This window comes from Pandoraea sp. SD6-2 (assembly GCF_000389825.1).
Lineage (GTDB): Bacteria > Pseudomonadota > Gammaproteobacteria > Burkholderiales > Burkholderiaceae > Pandoraea > Pandoraea communis.
In genome coordinates, this window is the sequence record NZ_KB944454.1 from 807,661 (window position 1) to 825,088 (window position 17,428).

The window sequence follows — 17,428 nt, forward strand, 5'->3', positions numbered from 1 at the left end:
ATCTGAGATGACGCCCGGCGACGATCGGCCGCCAGGCCCACGAGGGATATTACTGAAGCTTCCCTTGCGTCACAACACGCCAAATCCCTAGCAAACCGCCTATTTGTGGTGTTTTTGATTAGGAAATCACTTAATTATGATCAGGATTGACTTCCAATCCACCCGCCGGCCAGCCATCGATTGCGTGGCGCCTCACAGACCGAGGCGCTGCCACATCGTTTTGGTCGCCGAAGCAGCGTTGAGGGTATAGAAGTGCAACCCCGGCGCCCCGCCGGCGAGCAAACGCTCACACAGCGCCGTCACCACATCGAGCCCGAAGGCACGGATCGCCTCGCGGTCGTCGCCGAAGCCCTCGAGGCGCTTGGCAATCCAGCGCGGCACTTCGGCACCGCACATTTCCGAGAAACGCATCATCTGCGAATAGTTCGTGATGGGCATGATGCCCGGCACGATCGGCACCGCCACGCCCAGACGCGAAGCGTCGTCGACGAAGCGGAAATAGGCGTCTGCATTGAAGAAGTACTGCGTGATCGCGGCGTTCGCACCGGCTTTCACCTTGTTGGCGAAATGCTCGAGGTCCAGACGCGGCGACTTCGCCTGCGGGTGGTATTCCGGATAGGCCGCCACCTCGATGTGGAACCATTCGCCCGTCTCCGCACGAATGAACTCGACCAGCTCCGACGCGTAACGGAACTCGCCGATCTCGCCCATCCCGGACGGCATATCGCCGCGCAACGCCACGATGTGACGGATGCCGTTCGCGCGATACGTCTCAAGGATCTGGCGAATATTTTCCTTGGTCGAACCGACACACGAGAGGTGCGGCGCCGCTTCCACGCCTTCGCGTTGGATTTCGATGACCGTATCGAGCGTACCCTGCTGCGTCGAGCCGCCGGCACCGAACGTCACCGAGACGAATTTGGGGCCCAGCGGGAACAGTTGCTGACGCGTGGCGCGCAGCTTTTCCGCGCCGTCGGCGGTCTTGGGCGGGAAGAATTCGAAACTGAAGGAAGGTTGCGTCATGATCGTCTTGTTATCGAGAGAGCCGCTCATGCCGCGCGCGTCGCATGCACGAAAAACTCCCGGTTGCCGTCACCCCCGGCGATGGGGCTGTCGAGCCACGCGGCTACCGTCAGTCCCAGCGCTTCACAGGCGGTGCGGATTTTTGTCTCCACTTGCGCATACTGCGCGGCGTCTTTCACGAGGCCTCCGCGACCGATGTGCTCGCGCCCCACTTCGAACTGCGGCTTGACCAGCATCAGCAGATCGCCCGACGCGGCCAGCAGGGGAGCGAGCGCAGGCAGTATCAGCGTCAGCGAAATAAACGACACGTCTCCGACGATCAGGTCGAAGCCCGCTTCCGGTACGGCGGCGATTGCCGCGACCGGGGTGTTGTGCGTGCCGTCTTCCGCTGCGTGCGGCGCCAGACGTTCGTCGAGCATCTCGCGCGACAGATGCCGCGCGTTGATCCCTTCGAGCGAGACGAGACGCGACTCGCCCGCCAGACGTTGATGCAGTTGCCCGTGACCGACGTCCACGCCAACGACCTGCGCGGCGCCCGCCTGCAACAGACAGTCCGCAAAGCCGCCGGTCGACAGGCCCACGTCGAGCGCGACACGGCCGGCAACGTCGAGTCCTGTCTGCGCCAGCGCGCCGGCCAGCTTCAACCCGCCGCGCGACACATAGCGGTCCTCGCCGGGCAAACCGTCGGCCGCCGCCCGCACTTCGAGGTCTTCGTCGCCCGCCACGACCTGACTGGCCTTTTTCAGCGCCGTTTCGGTGCCGGTGTAATACACGCGACCGGCATCAATGAGGCGTTGAGCGGCGGTACGAGATGCGGCCAGCCCCCGGGACACGAGGGCCTGATCGGCACGAAGCGCTTGCGACATGACTACGGGTTTCCTGCAAAGCACTGTCGACGGCGATGCGTCGACACTTACACGTTAGTGGCGCGGTCGCCGCCAAACACCAGCGCCGACAGAATCCACGAAATCAAGCTGTACAGCAGCGAACCGAAGAGCGCCGCCCAGAATCCCGAGACTTCGAAGCCCTTCACGACATGCGAGGCGAGCCAGAACAGCAAGGCGTTGATCACGAAGATGAACAACCCCAGCGAGAGCACCGTGACCGGCAACGTCAGTACGACGAGCAGCGGTCGTAGAAACGCGTTGATCAGGCCAAGCACGATCGCAACGATCAGTGCCGTGCCGATGCCCTTGAGCTGAATGCCCGACACGATGTACGGCAGGATGAGAAGCGCAATGGCATTGATGAGCCAAATCAGCAGCAGACGCATGGCAAGCTCCGAAGAACAGACCCGTGCGGGACGCCAGCCCCGGCACCGGCAGTGGTGAAACCCGACGCGGCGGCAACAGGCGCCGCCGCGCCATACCGTGACCCGTCGCCCATGCGTTCGTCACACACAGGCGCGGGCCCGATACCAATCAATAGCGATAGTGCGCCGGCTTGAACGGACCGTTCTTGTCGACGCTGATGTACTTCGCCTGATCGTCGGTCAGCACGGTCAGGTCGGCACCGATACGGCCCAGGTGCAGACGCGCCACCTTCTCGTCCAGATGCTTCGGCAGCACGTACACGCTGTTCTTGTACTTGGCGCCGTCAACGAACAGTTCGATCTGCGCGAGCGTCTGGTTGGTGAACGAGTTGCTCATCACGAACGACGGGTGGCCCGTGGCGCAGCCCAGGTTCACGAGGCGGCCTTCCGCCAGCAGGATGATGCGCTTGCCGTCCGGGAAGATGATGTGATCGACCTGCGGCTTGATGTTTTCCCACTGGTACTTGCGGGTCGACGCCACGTTGATTTCCGAGTCGAAGTGCCCGATGTTGCACACGATGGCCTGATGCTTCATGGCGGCCATGTGGTCGTGGTCGATCACGTGGAAGTTGCCCGTGGCCGTCACGAAGATGTCGGCCTTGTCGGCGGCGTATTCCATCGTCACCACGCGGTAGCCTTCCATGGCAGCTTGCAGGGCGCAGATCGGATCGATTTCCGTGACCCACACCGTGGCGCCCAGACCGCGCAGGCTTTGCGCACAGCCCTTGCCCACGTCGCCGTAACCCGCCACGAGGGCGATCTTGCCCGCGATCATCACGTCGGTCGCGCGCTTGATACCGTCGACCAGCGACTCGCGGCAGCCGTACAGGTTGTCGAACTTCGACTTGGTGACCGAGTCGTTCACGTTGATGGCCGGGAACGGCAGCGTGCCGTCTTTTTCCATCTGATACAGACGGTGCACGCCCGTGGTGGTCTCTTCGGTCACGCCCTTGATTTGCGACAGGCGCTTGCTGTACCACTGCGGGTCGCTTTCGATGTGACGCTTGATAGCGGCGTACAGCGCGACTTCTTCTTCGTTGGTCGGGTTGGCAACGACCGACAGATCCTTCTCGGCCTTGCTGCCCAGAATCAGCAGCAGCGTGGCGTCGCCGCCGTCGTCGAGAATCATGTTGGCGAACTCGCCGTTCGGCCATTCGAAGATGCGGTGGCTGTATTCCCAATACTCGTCGAGCGTTTCGCCCTTGAAGGCGAACACGGGAATGCCGGCCGCAGCGATAGCCGCCGCGGCGTGGTCTTGCGTCGAGAAGATGTTGCACGAGGCCCAACGCACTTCGGCACCGAGGGCGACGAGCGTTTCGATGAGCACGCCCGTCTGGATGGTCATGTGCAGCGAACCGGCAATGCGCGCGCCCTTGAGCGGCTGGCTGGCCTTGAACTCGGCACGCGTGGCCATCAGGCCCGGCATTTCGCTCTCGGCGATGGTCAGCTCCTTGCGGCCCCAGCCGGCAAGGTTGATATCGGCAACGTGGAAATCGGTGAATTTCGAATCGACTACGGCGTTCATCACGCCTCCTTTCTCTAAATAATGACTAGATAGTGGGACGTGAGCGCCGTTCTTGAGGCTCACACGCCATGCTATCCGTAGGAAAACCGGCGGCCGGCGCGGCCAATAGGAAGGATCTTGAGCCTGGCAGCACGATGGCTGTCGCAACGCTCCTCAAGATCCGGGCATTGTAGCAAAACTGATGCGCGAGCGGCAGGCGTCAGCCTGGCCTGAAGGGTTATTTTTTGTGAGGATGATGACAGCCGTACGACCTGCGAACCGTCAGATAGGCAGATGCGCGAGCAGCGGCGCGGCGAACACCATCAGAATGCCGTTGATCATCATGACGAGGCTGGCTACCACCCCCTCTTCGCTACCGATCTGGCGAGCCTTGGCGGTGCCGAAACCATGAGCGCCGGCACCGAACGGTGCGCCGCGCGCCATGCGGGTACGTAACGGCAGCCACGAGAGCAACGCCTCGCCGAGCAACATGCCGATGAACCCGGTGATGATGACGAAGAGCCCCACCAGATCGCGCGAGCCGCCGACCTGATCGGACACCGCCAGCGCGAACGGCGTCGAGATCGAGCGGGCAAGCAGACTGCGCGCCATCTCGGGCGGCAGCTCGAACAAGCGGGCGAGCACGAAGGAACTGCCCACGGCCACGATCATCGCGACGAGCACGCCAACGATCAGCGCAAACGCATGCCGGCGAATGATGTCGCGGTGCTCGTAGATCGGTACGGCGAATGCAATCGTCGTGGGGCCGAGCAGCCAAACCAGCCAGCGCGAGTCGGAGATATATGTCGCGTAAGAAATGTCGCCGCCAACCATCACGGCGATGAGCAGGATCGGCGCGAGAATCGCCGGGCCGAGCCACACCTTGCCGAAGCGCGCGTAAAGGCGCTTCGACACGTAATAGAGCACGACCGTGAGAACGAGCAGCAGCAGCGCCGTATGATTCATGGCAAGACCCGGTAAGCGCTATCAAGCGTCATGACGGTAAAAACCGGCTCGCGCAGCATCAGCGTGCGTCGTGCGCATGCGCGCGGCGAACCGCCGGGATGCGAACGAAGGCGCGCTTCATGCGGCGCTCCGCACGGCAAGCCAGATCGACGGCCAGTGCGGTCGACACCATCACGAGCACCGTGCCGACGCCGATCACGGCGAGCAATTGCAAACCTTCGTGACGCAGCAGATCGGTGTATTGCATCACGGCCGCGACCATCGGCACGAAGAAGAGGAGCATCTCGGCCAGAAACCAGTCGGCACCCCGCTTGATCTTCTCGGTCTTCAGCACACCGCTCATGAGCAGTGCCACGACGGCGAGCAAACCCAGCACGCCGCCAGGCAGCGGCAAATGAAAATGACGCGATGCAGCATCGGCCACAAGATAGATGCCCGTGAGCAGCGCGATCTGCCAAACCACGTCGACAATGCGCTTGCTGCGGCTATACAGACGGCTGGCAATCATCTTGGTCATGTCGGGCTCCCGGGTTTGGCATCAGTATGAAATGCAGTATAGGAAGCACCGCAACATAAATATAATGAATTAGTATCATCGGAATGATTCCAAATTGGAATAATTTAAGTATTAACCCTAATAGTGCATGAGAGAGCCTTACGGGATAGGGCTTTCCGCGAAATAGCACCAATTTGGTGCCAACGAGAGAACCAAAATGGAACTGCGCGCGTTGCGAGGATTTGTGGAAGTTGTGCGACAGCAGAGCTTCACGGCGGCGGCCGAAGCGTTGTTCGTCACCCAGCCGACCGTGAGCAAGATGGTCAAGGCGCTGGAAGACGAACTGGGTACGCCGCTGATGTTGCGCGAGGAGCGCGGCATGGGCCGCCGGCTTCAGTTGACCGATGCGGGACGCGTGGTCTTCGAGCGCGGTCAGGACGTGCTCGCCGCGTACGCGCGGCTACGGCAGGAACTGGCCGATCTGGAAACGGTCGCTCGCGGCGAGTTGTCCATCGGCATCCCGCCACTCGGCGGCGATCTGTTCATCCCGGTGATCGGCGCGTTTCATCAACACTATCCGGACATCGAGATGAAGCTCTTCGAAACCGGCTCACGCGCCATCGAGCAGGCGCTGCTCGCGGGCGATATCGAACTCGGCGCAGTGTTGCTGCCGGTCGACCCCACCATTCTCGACGTGCTGCCGGTGTGCCACTACCAGTTGCGTCTGATTGCCCCGCGCGACTCGCGTTGGGAGGGGCGCGCCTGGGTCGGTCTGGGTGAGTTGCGCGATGAGCCGTTCGTCTTTTACGGCGAAGGCTTTGCGTTGTCCGAACTCGTGATTGCCGCGTGCCGCCGAGCGGGCTTCACGCCCAAGATTGCAGGACGCTCGAGCCAATGGGACTTCATCGCGTCGATGGTGGACAACGGCGTGGGCATCGCGCTGCTGCCCGAGCCCTTCTGCGCACGGCTCGATCCGAAACGCTTCGTGATAACGGACGTGCGCGATCCGGAGATCCCGTGGGATCTGGCGATGGCGTGGCGGCGCGACTCGTATCTGTCGCACGCGGCACGACGCTGGCTCGCACTGGCGCGCGACATCCTCGGCCCCGGCGGCGACGGAGACGCGCAGGCGGCCATCGCGGGCGGCGCCCGCCGGACGTAACGGGCCCCTCTTTTCCCCTGTCTTGCCCCTTGTCTTTATGGCAAAGCGCAGACCGGCGAGAGGCCACGGGCGGCGAAACCCGCGTCGTCCGACACCGCCTCGCGATTGCGGTATCCTTGCCGCTGACCTTTCTTCCCTCATGCCGCGCGAGCGCGGCGCATCGACACTCATGCGCATCATTACCGCGAATCTGAACGGCGTGCGATCGGCCGCCAAGAAGGGCTTTTTCGAGTGGTTCGGCAATCAGGAAGCCGACATTCTCTGTGTGCAGGAAATCAAGGCGCAGTTGCCCGACATGACGCCGGACTTCCTCAAGCCGCACGACTATCAAGGCTACTTTCACTACGCGGAAAAGAAGGGTTACAGCGGCGCCGGCGTATACGTGCGACGCGAGCCCGACGATGTCGTCATCGGCTGGGGCAACGCCGAATTCGACGCCGAAGGCCGCTACGTCGAAGTGCGCTACGGCAATCTGTCGGTGATCTCCGTGTACATCCCGTCGGGATCGAGCGGCGAGGAACGTCAGGCCGCCAAGTTCCGCTTCATGGCCGACTTCATGCCGCACCTGCTCGCACTCAAGGCGGCGGGGCGCGAAGTCATCCTGTGCGGCGATGTGAACATCGCGCACAAGGAAATCGACATCAAGAACTGGAAGGGCAACCTGAAGAACTCGGGTTTCCTGCCCGAAGAGCGCGCCTGGCTCACGCAGTTATTCGACGACCATGGCTACGTCGACGTCTTCCGCACGCTCGATCCGCGTGCCGACCAGTACACATGGTGGAGCAACCGCGGACAGGCTTACGCGAAGAACGTCGGCTGGCGCATCGATTATCAGATCGCCACGCAGGCCATCGCGAGCAAGGCCAAGACCACCTCGGTTTTCCGAGACATCAAGTTCAGCGACCACGCGCCACTGACCGTCGACTACGATCACGCGCTGTAACGGATAGCACGATGAAGACGCTGTTGTTTTGCACCAGCTATATGAAAGATGCCGATGCCTGGCAGCAACGGTATCAGCGCTGGCTGGACTATTACCGGAACGGACCGATCAAAGCCGACAAGATCCTCATGATCGACGACGGCTCGCCATATCTGCCCCCTGCGGAAACGATCCAGACGATGCGGGCGGACAGCGACATTTCGGCGCACCAGCCCGTCCACGGCATCGTTCGTTTCGAGAAGAATCTGGGAAGGCAAAGCATGAGTCTGTATCCCGGATGGTGGCGCAGCTTCCTTCATAGCGTGACGATTGCACGCACCATCGGCGCAGACAAGATCGTCCACATCGAATCCGATGCGTTTGCGCTGAGCCAGCCACTCGCAAACTTCATCAACGACACGCAGTCGGGCTGGCATGTCATGTGGGCCCAGCGTTACGCGATGCCTGAGACCGCCATTCAGATCATTGGCCAGGATCAATTTGCCGCGCTGGAGAAGCTAAGGGGCGATTACCCGAATCTGGATTTCCCGGACATCGCGGAACGCCTTCTGCCTTTCACGTCGGTGAACCGGCAATTCAAAGGCGATCGGTACAGCGAATTCAAACGCAACCGTGGCATCTTTCGCTCGAGGAAATTCAACTTTCTCCCGATCTTCCAGTGGGACTTCTTCTGGGAGCCGATTCCGCGTGACGCAGACTTCGCCACCCAGGTCGTCACGCGTCAGAAGGTGGCCTTTCGGGGCACCTGAGCCGCACCGCGACACGACAACGGCGCCCGGGACGGGAGGCCCCCGTCTCCGCTCAGCGTGATCCGCTCGTCACGGGCACGCCGTCGCCACCATCGTCGTCGGCCCCCCAGGGGGCGACCTTCGGCAACAGCAGCATGCCGGGCAGCGCGAGCGCCGTGCAGACGAGGAAGAATGTCAGCCAGCCAACGCCGTCCACAATATAGCCGGTGCCTGCGTTGGCAAACGTGCGCGGCACCGAGGCCAGACTCGTGAACAGCGCGAACTGCGTCGCCGTATAACGCGGGTCTGTCGTGCGGGCGATGTAAGCCGTGAACGCTGCGGTGCCCAACCCCGCCGTGAAGGCTTCGAAGGCGATCACCGCACCGAGCCCGGTGACGACCGCGCCGGCTTGCGCGAGCCACGCGAAGCCGAGCACCGACACCAGTTGCAGCACGCCGAAGACCCACAGCCCGCGATTGATGCCGAGCTTGATCAGCCAGATCCCGCCGATGATGCCGCCTGCCACGCTGGCCCAAAGGCTCGTCGCCTTGGCCACGACACCGATTTGCGTCTTCGTGAACCCCAGATCGAGATAGAACGAGGTGGCCAGCGACGTCGCCATCGAATCGCCGAGTTTGTAGAGAAAGATGAACGCGAGCACCAGCAACGCCTGCGACCATCCGCCGCGCGTGACGAACTCGTGAAACGGTTCGACCACGGCCTCGCGCAACGTCTTCGGCGGCGTACCGCGAATCTCCGGCTCCTTGACGACGAGCGTCATCACGATACCCGGCAGCATGAACGCCGCCGTGGCGAAGAACACCTGCGACCACGGCAGGTGGTCGGCCATGATGAGGGCCAGTGAGCCCGGCACGAGTCCGGCCACCTTGTAAGCGTTCACATGCATGGCCGTGCCCAGCCCCTGTTCACGGTCGGAGAGCAACTCGCGTCGATAGGCATCCAGACAAATGTCGAGACTCGCGCTGAAGAACGCCAGCGCCGCTGCCAGCGCGGCAATCGTCATCAGATCGCGCTGCGGCGAATAGGTCCCCATCAGCGCCACTGCGCCGGCCACCAGCAATTGCGTGACGAACATCCAGCCGCGCCGCCGCCCCGGCTTCCATCCGAAAACGTTGGGGGCGAAGCGATCCATGAGCGGCGCCCACAGAAACTTCCACGTATAGGGAAACTGGATCAGGGCGAACAGGCCGATCGCCTTGAGATCCACGTGCTCGCTGCGCAGCCATGCCTGCACCAGATTGAGCAGGATGAACAACGGCAAGCCGGAGGTGAAGCCGAGAATCACGCAGATGAGCATCCGCGTGGGGTGGAAGACGCGCCCGTCGGCGGGCGGCAGCGAATCGGTCATGGAAAGGACAGTTGGGGCCAGCCGCCTGCGGTGCGCGGCACCCGGCCCCCCGGTGTCTTCAGCCGTCAGGGGCCCGGCGCTTCGCTGCCCCGTTAGCTGCCGCCGGTTCAGGAACGCTTGACGCGATAGACCGCAAGACTACCACGCCAGTTCGCGCCCACGGACACGAGTCGCCCATTGTGAAGCACCGCGCGATCGAGAATCTTCACGCCTACGTCCGGCGCCAGCGCCTCGAAGTCCTTGATGGTCAGCACCCGCACGTTCGGCGTGTTGTGCCACTGGAACGGCAGGCTCTTCGACACCGGCATGCGGCCTCGCAATACCGACAGGCGGTGCGGCCAGTAGCCGAAGTTCGGGAACGACACGATCGCTTCGCGGCCGACGCGCACCGTCTCGCGCAGAATGTCTGCGGTGTGGTGAATGGTCTGCAGCGTCTGCGACAGGATGACCGTATCGAAACTCTGGTCCTCGAAGAGCTTCAACCCGTCTTCCATATTCTGCTGGACGACATTGATGCCACGCTGTGCCGAGGCGAGCACCCCGGCATCGTCGATCTCGATGCCATAGCCGCTCACGTCGAGTTCGTCCATCAACAGGCGCAGCAGCGAGCCGTCGCTGCATCCCAGATCGAGCACCTGCGACGACGGTTCGATCCATCGCGCGATGACCCGGAAATCAGGCCGGTCGGCCAGCGACGCCGAAATGCGGTCACGCGACGCGGCCAGATAAGCCGCCTGCGCGTTCGTGGCCGGTACAGTGGACTGACTCATACCCCGACCTCCCGGGCGATACGTTCGTAATAGGCGCGCACCAGGTTGTGATAGCGCGAATCGGTGAGCAGGAAGGCGTCGTGGCCGTGCGGCGCGTCGATCTCGGCGTAGCTCACGGTGCGGCGCGTATCGAGCAGCGCCTTGACGATCTCACGCGAGCGGGTCGGTGCGAAGCGCCAGTCGGTCGTGAACGACACGATCAGGTACTTGGCCGTGGTGTGCGACAGCGCCTTGGCCAGATTGCCGCCCACGGTTCGCGCAGGATCGAAGTAATCGAGCGCACGCGTAATCAGCAAATAGGTGTTGGCATCGAAATACTCGGCGAACTTGTCGCCCTGATAGCGCAAATACGACTCCACTTCGAACTCCACGTCGAAGCTGAAGCGATAGGCATCGTCCTGCCCGTTGCCATTGCCAGTGCCGTTTTCCTTGCCGGCGGCTTTCACACCGTCGACCAGCGTTTCGGCACGACGCAACGCCCGGCCGAATTTGGTCGCCATGTCCTCGTCGGACAGATAGGTGATGTGACCGATCATGCGCGCCACCCGCAACCCGCGCCGCGGCACCACACCGTGTGCGTAATAGTTGCCGCCGTGGAAATCGGGATCGGAGAGGATGGCGGAGCGCGCCACTTCGTTGAACGCGATGTTCTGTGCCGAGAGCTTCGGCGTGGAGGCGATCACCAGACAGTGACCGACGCGCTCGGGATACATGATGCTCCACGCGAGCGCCTGCATGCCGCCGAGACTGCCGCCCATGACGGCGGCAAACTTTTGAATGCCGAACGCGTCGGCCACGCGGGCCTGCGCGTTGACCCAGTCTTCCACCGTCACGACAGGGAAGCGGGCGCCGTAGGGAGTGCCGGTGGCTTCATCGAGGCTCATCGGTCCGGTCGAGCCGAAGCACGAGCCGAGGTTGTTCACCCCGATGACGAAGAAGCGATCGGTGTCGAGCGGCTTACCGGGCCCGACCATGTTGTCCCACCAGCCGACATCCTTGGGATTGTCGGCAGCAATACCGGCGACATGATGCGACGCGTTGAGCGCGTGACAAACCAGTACGGCGTTGCTGCGATCGGCATTGAGTTCGCCATAGGTCTCGACCATCAGGTCGTAGCCCGCGAGTGTGCTGCCGTTTTGCAGCGGTAGCGGCTCTGCGAAATGCATCCGCTGCGGCGTGACGATTCCGATTGAAGATTCCATAGATCCCTGTCCGAAACATGCCGTGGCCGGCGTCCCTGTCGACAATGATCGACGGACGGCGTCCTGAAACGTTCTGTGCGGGAAAAGGGGTCGACGGAAAAATGGCGGGGGGCGCGCACGACCTCTTTAGCCGCATTTTTAATGAATGCCAGTGCGCGGGAACCCCCGGCAGTGTCATTCGCGCGCCCGCAAGCGAGTCACCAAATCGGCGCGCCAATCATCGCAACAGGGCCGGCTGGATCTCCGGCGGCCCCGTCACGGGTTGCAAAAGTATAACGTAATCTGCGCCGAGGGCGCAGACCACCCGGTCTTAGCGCAGAAGGGCTGCGACCTGCGGCTCCGCGCCTTCGGCGGGCGAGCGCTTGAAACCGCTCTTCGCGAAACGGTGCCAGCGGCCAAGCACGTAGGACACGAGCAGGTTGGCGCGCGAATTGGCGTCGAAGGTTTCGGGCAGCGCGCCCTGCGCCGTCGCCAGACGCAGCACCTGGCGCAGCGACGCCTCGATGCGGTCGAGCAACTGGTTCATGCGCTCTTGCAGACGCTCATGCTCGCCGACCAGCGCTTCGCCGGTCAGCACACGCGTCATACCCGGGTTCTTTTCGGCGAAACCGAGCAGCATCAGCACGATAGCGCGCGCTTGCGTCACGCCGTCCTGATCCTGAGCAGAGATCTGATTGATCAGGCCGAAGATGGTCTGTTCGATGAACTCGATGAGACCCTCGAACATCTGGGCCTTGCTCGCGAAGTGGCGGTAGAGCGCCGCTTCGGAGACATCGAGGCGTGCGGCGAGCGCGGCCGTGGTGATCTTCTCGCCCTTGGGCGTCTCGAGCATGGCCGCGAGGGTCTGTAACACCTGTACGCGGCGCTCACCCGGCTTGGGGCGGGTTGTCTTGACAGGCGCGGGCGCGGCCTCCAGCGCATCGGCAGCGCCGTACCCGGCACCGCTCGAAGAGTTTTCCTGCTGCATCGTCTGGTCGTTATCGGTAGGGATTTGATTGTCGGACGGCCTGGGCTAGGACCCCGGTCGCTAGGCGCGCCCGTAACTCGCGCAGAGATTGTACTTTGATATCCACGTAGTGTGGGCGCCCACTGCGCGGCATCACGTCGCCATGACTGTTTCTGACCGGTAGATGTCCCGTGATCCAGACCGTCCTGATGCCGAAATGCCGCAGGTGTTTCAGGTGCGAACGGGTGTCCTCGACCAGCCATGTGCGATGCGGTGCGAGCCCCTCGCGCACCAACAGCCGGCGCAGCATGATCGCGTCGGGCTTGGCCCGCCAGGCGCGCCGGTCTGCCATGTCTTCGATGCTCACGCAGCGCTCGAAATAGCGGCGAATGCCCAACGCTTCGACGATCGGCAGCGCGTAGTTTGCAGGCGCGTTGGTCAGGAGAATCTTGCGTCCCGGCAATCCGGCGAGCAGCCGGGCGACGCCCCGTTCCGCCCGCAGCACCTCGACCAGCGGCGGCAGCTCGTGGACTCGGGCCAGAAACTCGTGCGGATCGATGGCGTGATGCTTGATGAGACCGAGCAGCACCGCCCCGTACCGCTCCGTATAGGAAAAACGCAGGTGATTGGCCTCATCTTGCGACAACCCCAGCTTCTCGGCGATATAGGCGGTCATCGCGCGGTTGATGCGCGGAAAGATCGCGTGCGACGCGCGATGCAGCGTGTTGTCCAGATCGAACAGCCAGACCGGACCACGCGTGCCGTATTCGGTGCGGGCGCGGGGCGCCCGGCGTCGCCGGCTCAGAACGTGAGAAGAAGGCACGGGGATAGCGAATTCATGCGAGGAGATACGTGAAGGTGGCCACACCGTCCGGGCCGTCGCCCGGCTTGCCGGAGAACGCGATGCAGCCACGGCAAGGCACGATGCTAGCGCGCACCGCCCGCTTTGACAAATCGACTCGACCGGCCGGTTGGGTCATGTGCGAGACTTTGCGACGCGGATTCGGTGGTGAAACACACGAAACGCCGGGAAGGAAATCGCAGGGAATATGGTGTGCGGGGGAAAAATGCGGCCCGGGAAACCCGTCGCACTTGCGGCGAGGGTCATTGCCCGGGCCGGGCAGGAAAATCGTGCGCAATGACGCAGCTCGGGGAATGTACGGCTGCGCACGGTCATGCCGCACGACGTCTGCCGGATCACTCTCTCGTGGCGCGCGGCACCGCTGCCACGTCGCATGCCGCGCAACAGGGAGTGACGCCGCATCGCATCACCCGCGACCCGCCCCCCCGGACGTTTCGCGCGTGTCAGACGCACGCGATGCGACGCTTTCTGGCGTCGTCAGGACACCCGCTCAGAACGTGTGCTGAATGCCCAGCATCGTGCCGAACTGATTGCCGCCCGTGACGACCGAGCCGCCTGCGGCAATGGCCACGGCGCCGTTCTGGCTGTTCGCCACCCAGCCAGCCATGCCATACAGCGACGTGCGCTTGGACAGCGAGTACGTCGCGCGGCCGATGAGCAGCGTGGCGTTGGCGCGGCTCTTCAACTGATAACGAATGGCCTGCGCGTCGAACGCCCAGGTGATCGTCGGCAGATAGGTGACGCCGAGGAAGTAGATGTCCGAGCGCAGCGATGCGGCGTCGGCGCTCACGTTGCGGTGAATCCAGCCACCGCCCACGCGCCCCGACGACCACTTGTAGTACGCGTTGACGACCGAATGCGAGTCGGTGTACTGCGAACGGGTAAGCGGTGCCGCAGCGCCCGTGTTGCCGCGCATCTGGTCGTACGACGCCGAGATACCGAAGTTCTCGTAGTCGTAGCCGATCAGGCCGGTGAATTGCTTACATGCCTGGTAATTGCCCGCCACGTTGCCCGCGCAGTTGGTGGCCGACGGGCCGCCGGCGGCGGAGCCATCGCGTCCGAAGCTGTACGTCGCGCCGAGCGTCACGCCGGAGAACTTGCCCATATAGCCGACGGCGCTGTCGCTACGTGCGTTGGCGATGTACGGATCGATACTGGCCAGCGAGAAGAGCGACGGTCCGATCACGTCGGCGTTGCCCGTCACGTAGAACGTCATGTTGTTCTGACGGCCGATGAGGAACGTACCCCACGGCCCCGACAGCCCCACGTTCGCCTGACGGCCGAACAGACGTCCGCCGTAGTTCAGGTTACCGGTGCCCGGCTGGAAGCCGTTTTCCAATGTGAAGACGGCCTTCAGACCTCCGCCCAGATCTTCGACTCCCTTGAAGCCGAAGCGCGACGGCACCTTGCCCGTGAGATTCGGTTCACCAACAAAGCTGCCGCCCCCGGCTGCGTTGTTGTAGAAGGCGATGCCGGTATCGACGATCCCGTACAGCGTCACGTTGCTTTGCGCGTGAGCCAGTCCTGCACTCAACAGCAGGCCAGCGGCCAATGCATGTTTCACTTTCACTTCTGTCCCCTTGTTTTTGAAATACACAGCTACGAGGGTCTGCTCACCCTCACGACGCCAACCTCCGGACCGGTGGCAATGTCGTCGGCCCAACCTTCTTCACTGCTTTCACTGCCCTTACTGCCATGCCGGGTGATCGCTGCCGCCTCCTGAACTGCGCTTTCGGCATCGATCCCCGGTCATTTTTTTGCGCGACGTGCGGTGCTGTTTTTTTCCTCACGCCTCGCGGATAAAAGTGAAACGCGCTTCACGGCGGGCGATGCGCCAGCCCTGCGCGGTGCGAACAAACGTGTCTTCGAATTCCCCCATGACCTGACGGCCTTGCGCCGGGCGGCCGAACGGCCCCGGCGTGTCTTGCGCCGACCCGCTCCAGAGCAGCACGGTGCTGCTGCCGATGGCGCTCGTGGGCGACGTCACGTCGATCAGCACGTTGCCGACGAGATGCCGCGTGAGCCGGTCCGCCGGCCGGTCGGCATAAGCGGCGGCAATGGCGGCCGGCCCGGCGAGCGTGTCGCCGTTGGGCCGCACCAGTACGCCGTTCTCGGCAAACAGGGCGGCGAGTCCCTGCGGGTCGCGCCGGTCGTTGCAGGCGACGAAGCGCATCACGAGGTCATGGCACGCCTGTTTGGCGAGCAGGACTTCGAGCGTTTCCGGTTCGACGCCGGCGGTCATGTCGTGGTGGACGATGTCGTGTGTCATACCGGCCGAGTCTGTGAGGAGGGTGTGGAAGATAACGGGCGCGCGAGCCACGCTTGCATGGCATCGGCCACGTCTTGCGCACGCTCCATCGGGCTCATATGACCGCTGCCTTCGATAACGCTCAATACGGCATTGGGCATCAGTCCGGCCATGACCTCGTGGCGCGCGAGCGGGCTCCAGGTGTCCTGACGTCCGCAAAGCACGAGCGTCGGACAATGCACCTCGCTTAACAGCGACGTCGCATCCGGGCGGCCAAGCAACGCGTGGATCTGTGCGGCAAATTGATCGGGATGGCTGCGCTCGATCATGTCGAGAATCGCGTCGAAGAGCGGCGTGCCGATTTGGTCGGGATGCACCATGCCGGTTGCCCACACCTGGCCCATCGCACGCATACCGGCCTCACGCGCACGCGCGAGCAACACCTCCCGCCCGCTGCGCTCTTTCTCCGCAGCTTCGCCTTCGGGCAATGCCTGATAACCGGTGTCGAGCAACGCGAGATGCGTCACGCGCTGCGGTGCGCGACGCACGACTTCGAGCGCCACACGTCCGCCCATCGAGTGCCCCGCGAGCGCGAAGTGCGGCTCGGGCGTACTCGCCAGCACGTGATCGGCCATCGCCCCGATGGTGTCGAGTGCGCCCCACGCGGGCACACGGCAATCGTATTGCGGCAAAAGCGCCGCGGTCGCCGCCCATGCCACCTGGTCGCAAAGCAAGCCGGGAAGCATGAGCAGCGGGAGACGTCCGGTACTCATGGCTTCCCTCCCTGCGCCCAGACACGAGCGGGTATGCAGACCTCGCCGTCGAACAGCCAGCGTGCCGTGCGCAGCAGACCGGCGCTCGTGACGTCCGGCGTGCCGTCGGCATCGGTGCCAAGCGCCAGACGTACGGTGAACTCGCCCGTCGGATGCTCGATGGCGAGCAGCGGCGCATCACCCTCGGGCACCTCCGCCATCTCATGACAGACGGTGCCCGGCAGTGCTGCGGCCGTCGCCACACTCACCGCCGCGAGCACGCCGATGGACGAGTGGCAACGGTGGGGAATGAAACAACGCGTCGCGAGAGCCCCCCCGGCTTGCGGCGGTGCCACGAGACACATCTTGGGCACTGTGCGCGAGCGCACGTCACCGAGATTCATGCGGGGACCGACGGCCAGACGAATCGCCTCGATCCGGTCGCGCATCGCCTGAAACACCGCGTCCGTCTCGAGCGGCTCGCAGGACTCCGCGCCGGTACACCCCAAGTCCGCCGCGCGCATGAGCACAAGCGGCATGCCGTTATCGATGCACGTCACCGTGACACCTTCCACGACATCCTGACGCTGTCCGGTCGGGAACAGTGCGCCGCAGGACGCGCCGGCGGTGTCGCGAAACATCAGCGGTATCGGGGCGGCCGTGCCCGGCACGCCGTCGATGGCAACGTCGCCGTCGTACTTCACGACGCCAGCCGGGGTCTGCACGGTGGCCACCGCCACCTGTCCCGTGTTAACCATGTGAATGCCGACCTCGGTCACGTCGCCCGCTGCGGTAACGAGCCCGCGCTCGATCGCAAACGGCCCCACGCCAGCGAGAAGGTTGCCGCAGTTCTGTCCGTAGTCGACACGCGCTTCATCGACCACGACCTGTGCAAAGAGATAGTCGACATCGGCATCGGCGCGCGTCGCGCGCGACACGATGGCGACCTTGCTCGTGAGCGGATTCGCACCGCCCATCCCGTCGATCTGACGCGCATCGGGCGACCCCATTGCGGCGAGCAGCACAGCGTCGCGCGTGGCGGCGTCCGCAGGCAGATCGTCAGCAAGAAAGTACAGCCCCTTCGAAGTGCCTCCGCGCATCACGGCAGCGCGGATACGCGTTTGGGAATGCATCATGTCGGTCAA

18 protein-coding genes and 1 riboswitch are annotated in these 17,428 nt (G+C 63.5%); of the genes, 3 read left to right on the forward strand and 15 right to left on the reverse strand.

The genetic code is table 11. The features are described from left to right. Positions 1-192 precede the first annotated feature (192 nt). The 6 genes from metF to C266_RS20090 form a co-directional block, all read right to left on the reverse strand. Positions 193-1,023 (reverse strand): methylenetetrahydrofolate reductase [NAD(P)H], encoded by an 831-nt coding sequence (metF, locus tag C266_RS20065; protein WP_010805564.1) that lies wholly within the window; start codon positions 1,021-1,023, stop codon positions 193-195. 26 nt (positions 1,024-1,049) lie between these two features. Beyond that, positions 1,050-1,889 carry a TlyA family RNA methyltransferase gene (locus C266_RS20070; RefSeq protein ID WP_010805565.1) on the reverse strand — a complete coding sequence of 280 codons (840 nt, stop codon included), beginning with the start codon at positions 1,887-1,889 and terminating at the stop codon, positions 1,050-1,052. 47 nt (positions 1,890-1,936) lie between these two features. Beyond that, entirely contained in the window at positions 1,937-2,296 is a 360-nt protein-coding gene (locus C266_RS20075; RefSeq protein ID WP_010805566.1) for a phage holin family protein, read from the reverse strand. Positions 2,297-2,444: 148 nt separating this feature from the next. Beyond that, positions 2,445-3,860: an adenosylhomocysteinase gene (gene ahcY / locus C266_RS20080; protein WP_010805567.1), complete on the reverse strand. Its 1,416-nt coding sequence runs from the start codon at positions 3,858-3,860 to the stop codon at positions 2,445-2,447. 34 nt (positions 3,861-3,894) lie between these two features. Further along, a riboswitch (S-adenosyl-L-homocysteine riboswitch) is annotated at positions 3,895-4,021 on the reverse strand. Positions 4,022-4,121: 100 nt separating this feature from the next. Continuing rightward, a complete protein-coding gene (locus C266_RS20085; RefSeq protein WP_010805568.1) occupies positions 4,122-4,805 on the reverse strand; it encodes an LrgB family protein in 684 nt (227 codons plus the stop codon). A gap of 58 nt (positions 4,806-4,863) precedes the next feature. Further along, positions 4,864-5,322, reverse strand: a complete 459-nt coding sequence (locus C266_RS20090) for a CidA/LrgA family protein (RefSeq protein WP_010805569.1) — start codon at positions 5,320-5,322, stop codon at positions 4,864-4,866. 196 nt (positions 5,323-5,518) lie between these two features. Between C266_RS20090 and C266_RS20095 the strand changes: the two genes are divergently transcribed. From C266_RS20095 to C266_RS20105, 3 genes are all read left to right on the forward strand, one after another. Next, a complete protein-coding gene (locus tag C266_RS20095) occupies positions 5,519-6,463 on the forward strand; it encodes a LysR family transcriptional regulator (protein WP_010805570.1) in 945 nt (314 codons plus the stop codon). Between the two features lie 139 nt (positions 6,464-6,602). Beyond that, complete coding sequence (locus tag C266_RS20100; RefSeq protein ID WP_036663490.1) at positions 6,603-7,406, forward strand: exodeoxyribonuclease III; 804 nt, start codon at positions 6,603-6,605, stop codon at positions 7,404-7,406. Between the two features lie 11 nt (positions 7,407-7,417). Continuing rightward, a complete protein-coding gene (locus C266_RS20105; RefSeq protein WP_010805572.1) occupies positions 7,418-8,155 on the forward strand; it encodes a hypothetical protein in 738 nt (245 codons plus the stop codon). Positions 8,156-8,207: 52 nt separating this feature from the next. Here C266_RS20105 and C266_RS20110 read toward each other — a convergent pair whose 3' ends face one another. The 9 genes from C266_RS20110 to C266_RS20150 form a co-directional block, all read right to left on the reverse strand. Beyond that, positions 8,208-9,503 (reverse strand): AmpG family muropeptide MFS transporter, encoded by a 1,296-nt coding sequence (locus C266_RS20110; RefSeq protein WP_010805573.1) that lies wholly within the window; start codon positions 9,501-9,503, stop codon positions 8,208-8,210. Between the two features lie 107 nt (positions 9,504-9,610). Beyond that, positions 9,611-10,273: a methionine biosynthesis protein MetW gene (metW, locus tag C266_RS20115; protein ID WP_010805574.1), complete on the reverse strand. Its 663-nt coding sequence runs from the start codon at positions 10,271-10,273 to the stop codon at positions 9,611-9,613. Beyond that, positions 10,270-11,475 (reverse strand): homoserine O-acetyltransferase, encoded by a 1,206-nt coding sequence (locus tag C266_RS20120; RefSeq protein WP_010805575.1) that lies wholly within the window; start codon positions 11,473-11,475, stop codon positions 10,270-10,272. The genes metW and C266_RS20120 overlap by 4 nt, the downstream gene beginning before the upstream one ends. Positions 11,476-11,785: 310 nt before the next feature. Beyond that, entirely contained in the window at positions 11,786-12,442 is a 657-nt protein-coding gene (gene slmA, locus C266_RS20125; protein WP_010805576.1) for a nucleoid occlusion factor SlmA, read from the reverse strand. 10 nt (positions 12,443-12,452) lie between these two features. Further along, a complete protein-coding gene (locus tag C266_RS20130) occupies positions 12,453-13,244 on the reverse strand; it encodes an HAD-IA family hydrolase (RefSeq protein ID WP_010805577.1) in 792 nt (263 codons plus the stop codon). A gap of 529 nt (positions 13,245-13,773) precedes the next feature. Next, positions 13,774-14,853, reverse strand: a complete 1,080-nt coding sequence (locus tag C266_RS20135; protein ID WP_370855804.1) for a porin — start codon at positions 14,851-14,853, stop codon at positions 13,774-13,776. Between the two features lie 216 nt (positions 14,854-15,069). After that, on the reverse strand, positions 15,070-15,552 hold the full coding sequence (locus C266_RS20140; protein ID WP_010805579.1) for a nuclear transport factor 2 family protein: 483 nt from the start codon (positions 15,550-15,552) through the stop codon (positions 15,070-15,072). Further along, the gene (locus C266_RS20145; RefSeq protein ID WP_010805580.1) at positions 15,549-16,304 is read right to left on the reverse strand and encodes an alpha/beta fold hydrolase; all 756 of its coding nucleotides are present in this window, start codon (positions 16,302-16,304) and stop codon (positions 15,549-15,551) included. Before C266_RS20145 ends, C266_RS20140 begins: the two co-directional genes overlap by 4 nt. Continuing rightward, a complete protein-coding gene (locus tag C266_RS20150) occupies positions 16,301-17,419 on the reverse strand; it encodes a 4-oxalomesaconate tautomerase (protein ID WP_010805581.1) in 1,119 nt (372 codons plus the stop codon). Before C266_RS20150 ends, C266_RS20145 begins: the two co-directional genes overlap by 4 nt. Positions 17,420-17,428 lie beyond the last annotated feature (9 nt).

What these genes read in the sequence shown, in the direction of transcription:
- metF (WP_010805564.1), bottom strand. Translation starts at nt 1,023, where the DNA reads ATGACGCAACCTTCCTTCAGTTTCGAATTCTTCCCGCCCAAGACCGCC.
- C266_RS20070 (WP_010805565.1), bottom strand. Translation starts at nt 1,889, where the DNA reads ATGTCGCAAGCGCTTCGTGCCGATCAGGCCCTCGTGTCCCGGGGGCTG.
- C266_RS20075 (WP_010805566.1), bottom strand. Translation starts at nt 2,296, where the DNA reads ATGCGTCTGCTGCTGATTTGGCTCATCAATGCCATTGCGCTTCTCATC.
- ahcY (WP_010805567.1), bottom strand. Translation starts at nt 3,860, where the DNA reads ATGAACGCCGTAGTCGATTCGAAATTCACCGATTTCCACGTTGCCGAT.
- C266_RS20085 (WP_010805568.1), bottom strand. Translation starts at nt 4,805, where the DNA reads ATGAATCATACGGCGCTGCTGCTGCTCGTTCTCACGGTCGTGCTCTAT.
- C266_RS20090 (WP_010805569.1), bottom strand. Translation starts at nt 5,322, where the DNA reads ATGACCAAGATGATTGCCAGCCGTCTGTATAGCCGCAGCAAGCGCATT.
- C266_RS20095 (WP_010805570.1), top strand. Translation starts at nt 5,519, where the DNA reads ATGGAACTGCGCGCGTTGCGAGGATTTGTGGAAGTTGTGCGACAGCAG.
- C266_RS20100 (WP_036663490.1), top strand. Translation starts at nt 6,603, where the DNA reads ATGCCGCGCGAGCGCGGCGCATCGACACTCATGCGCATCATTACCGCG.
- C266_RS20105 (WP_010805572.1), top strand. Translation starts at nt 7,418, where the DNA reads ATGAAGACGCTGTTGTTTTGCACCAGCTATATGAAAGATGCCGATGCC.
- C266_RS20110 (WP_010805573.1), bottom strand. Translation starts at nt 9,503, where the DNA reads ATGACCGATTCGCTGCCGCCCGCCGACGGGCGCGTCTTCCACCCCACG.
- metW (WP_010805574.1), bottom strand. Translation starts at nt 10,273, where the DNA reads ATGAGTCAGTCCACTGTACCGGCCACGAACGCGCAGGCGGCTTATCTG.
- C266_RS20120 (WP_010805575.1), bottom strand. Translation starts at nt 11,475, where the DNA reads ATGGAATCTTCAATCGGAATCGTCACGCCGCAGCGGATGCATTTCGCA.
- slmA (WP_010805576.1), bottom strand. Translation starts at nt 12,442, where the DNA reads ATGCAGCAGGAAAACTCTTCGAGCGGTGCCGGGTACGGCGCTGCCGAT.
- C266_RS20140 (WP_010805579.1), bottom strand. Translation starts at nt 15,552, where the DNA reads ATGACACACGACATCGTCCACCACGACATGACCGCCGGCGTCGAACCG.
- C266_RS20145 (WP_010805580.1), bottom strand. Translation starts at nt 16,304, where the DNA reads ATGAGTACCGGACGTCTCCCGCTGCTCATGCTTCCCGGCTTGCTTTGC.
- C266_RS20150 (WP_010805581.1), bottom strand. Translation starts at nt 17,419, where the DNA reads ATGATGCATTCCCAAACGCGTATCCGCGCTGCCGTGATGCGCGGAGGC.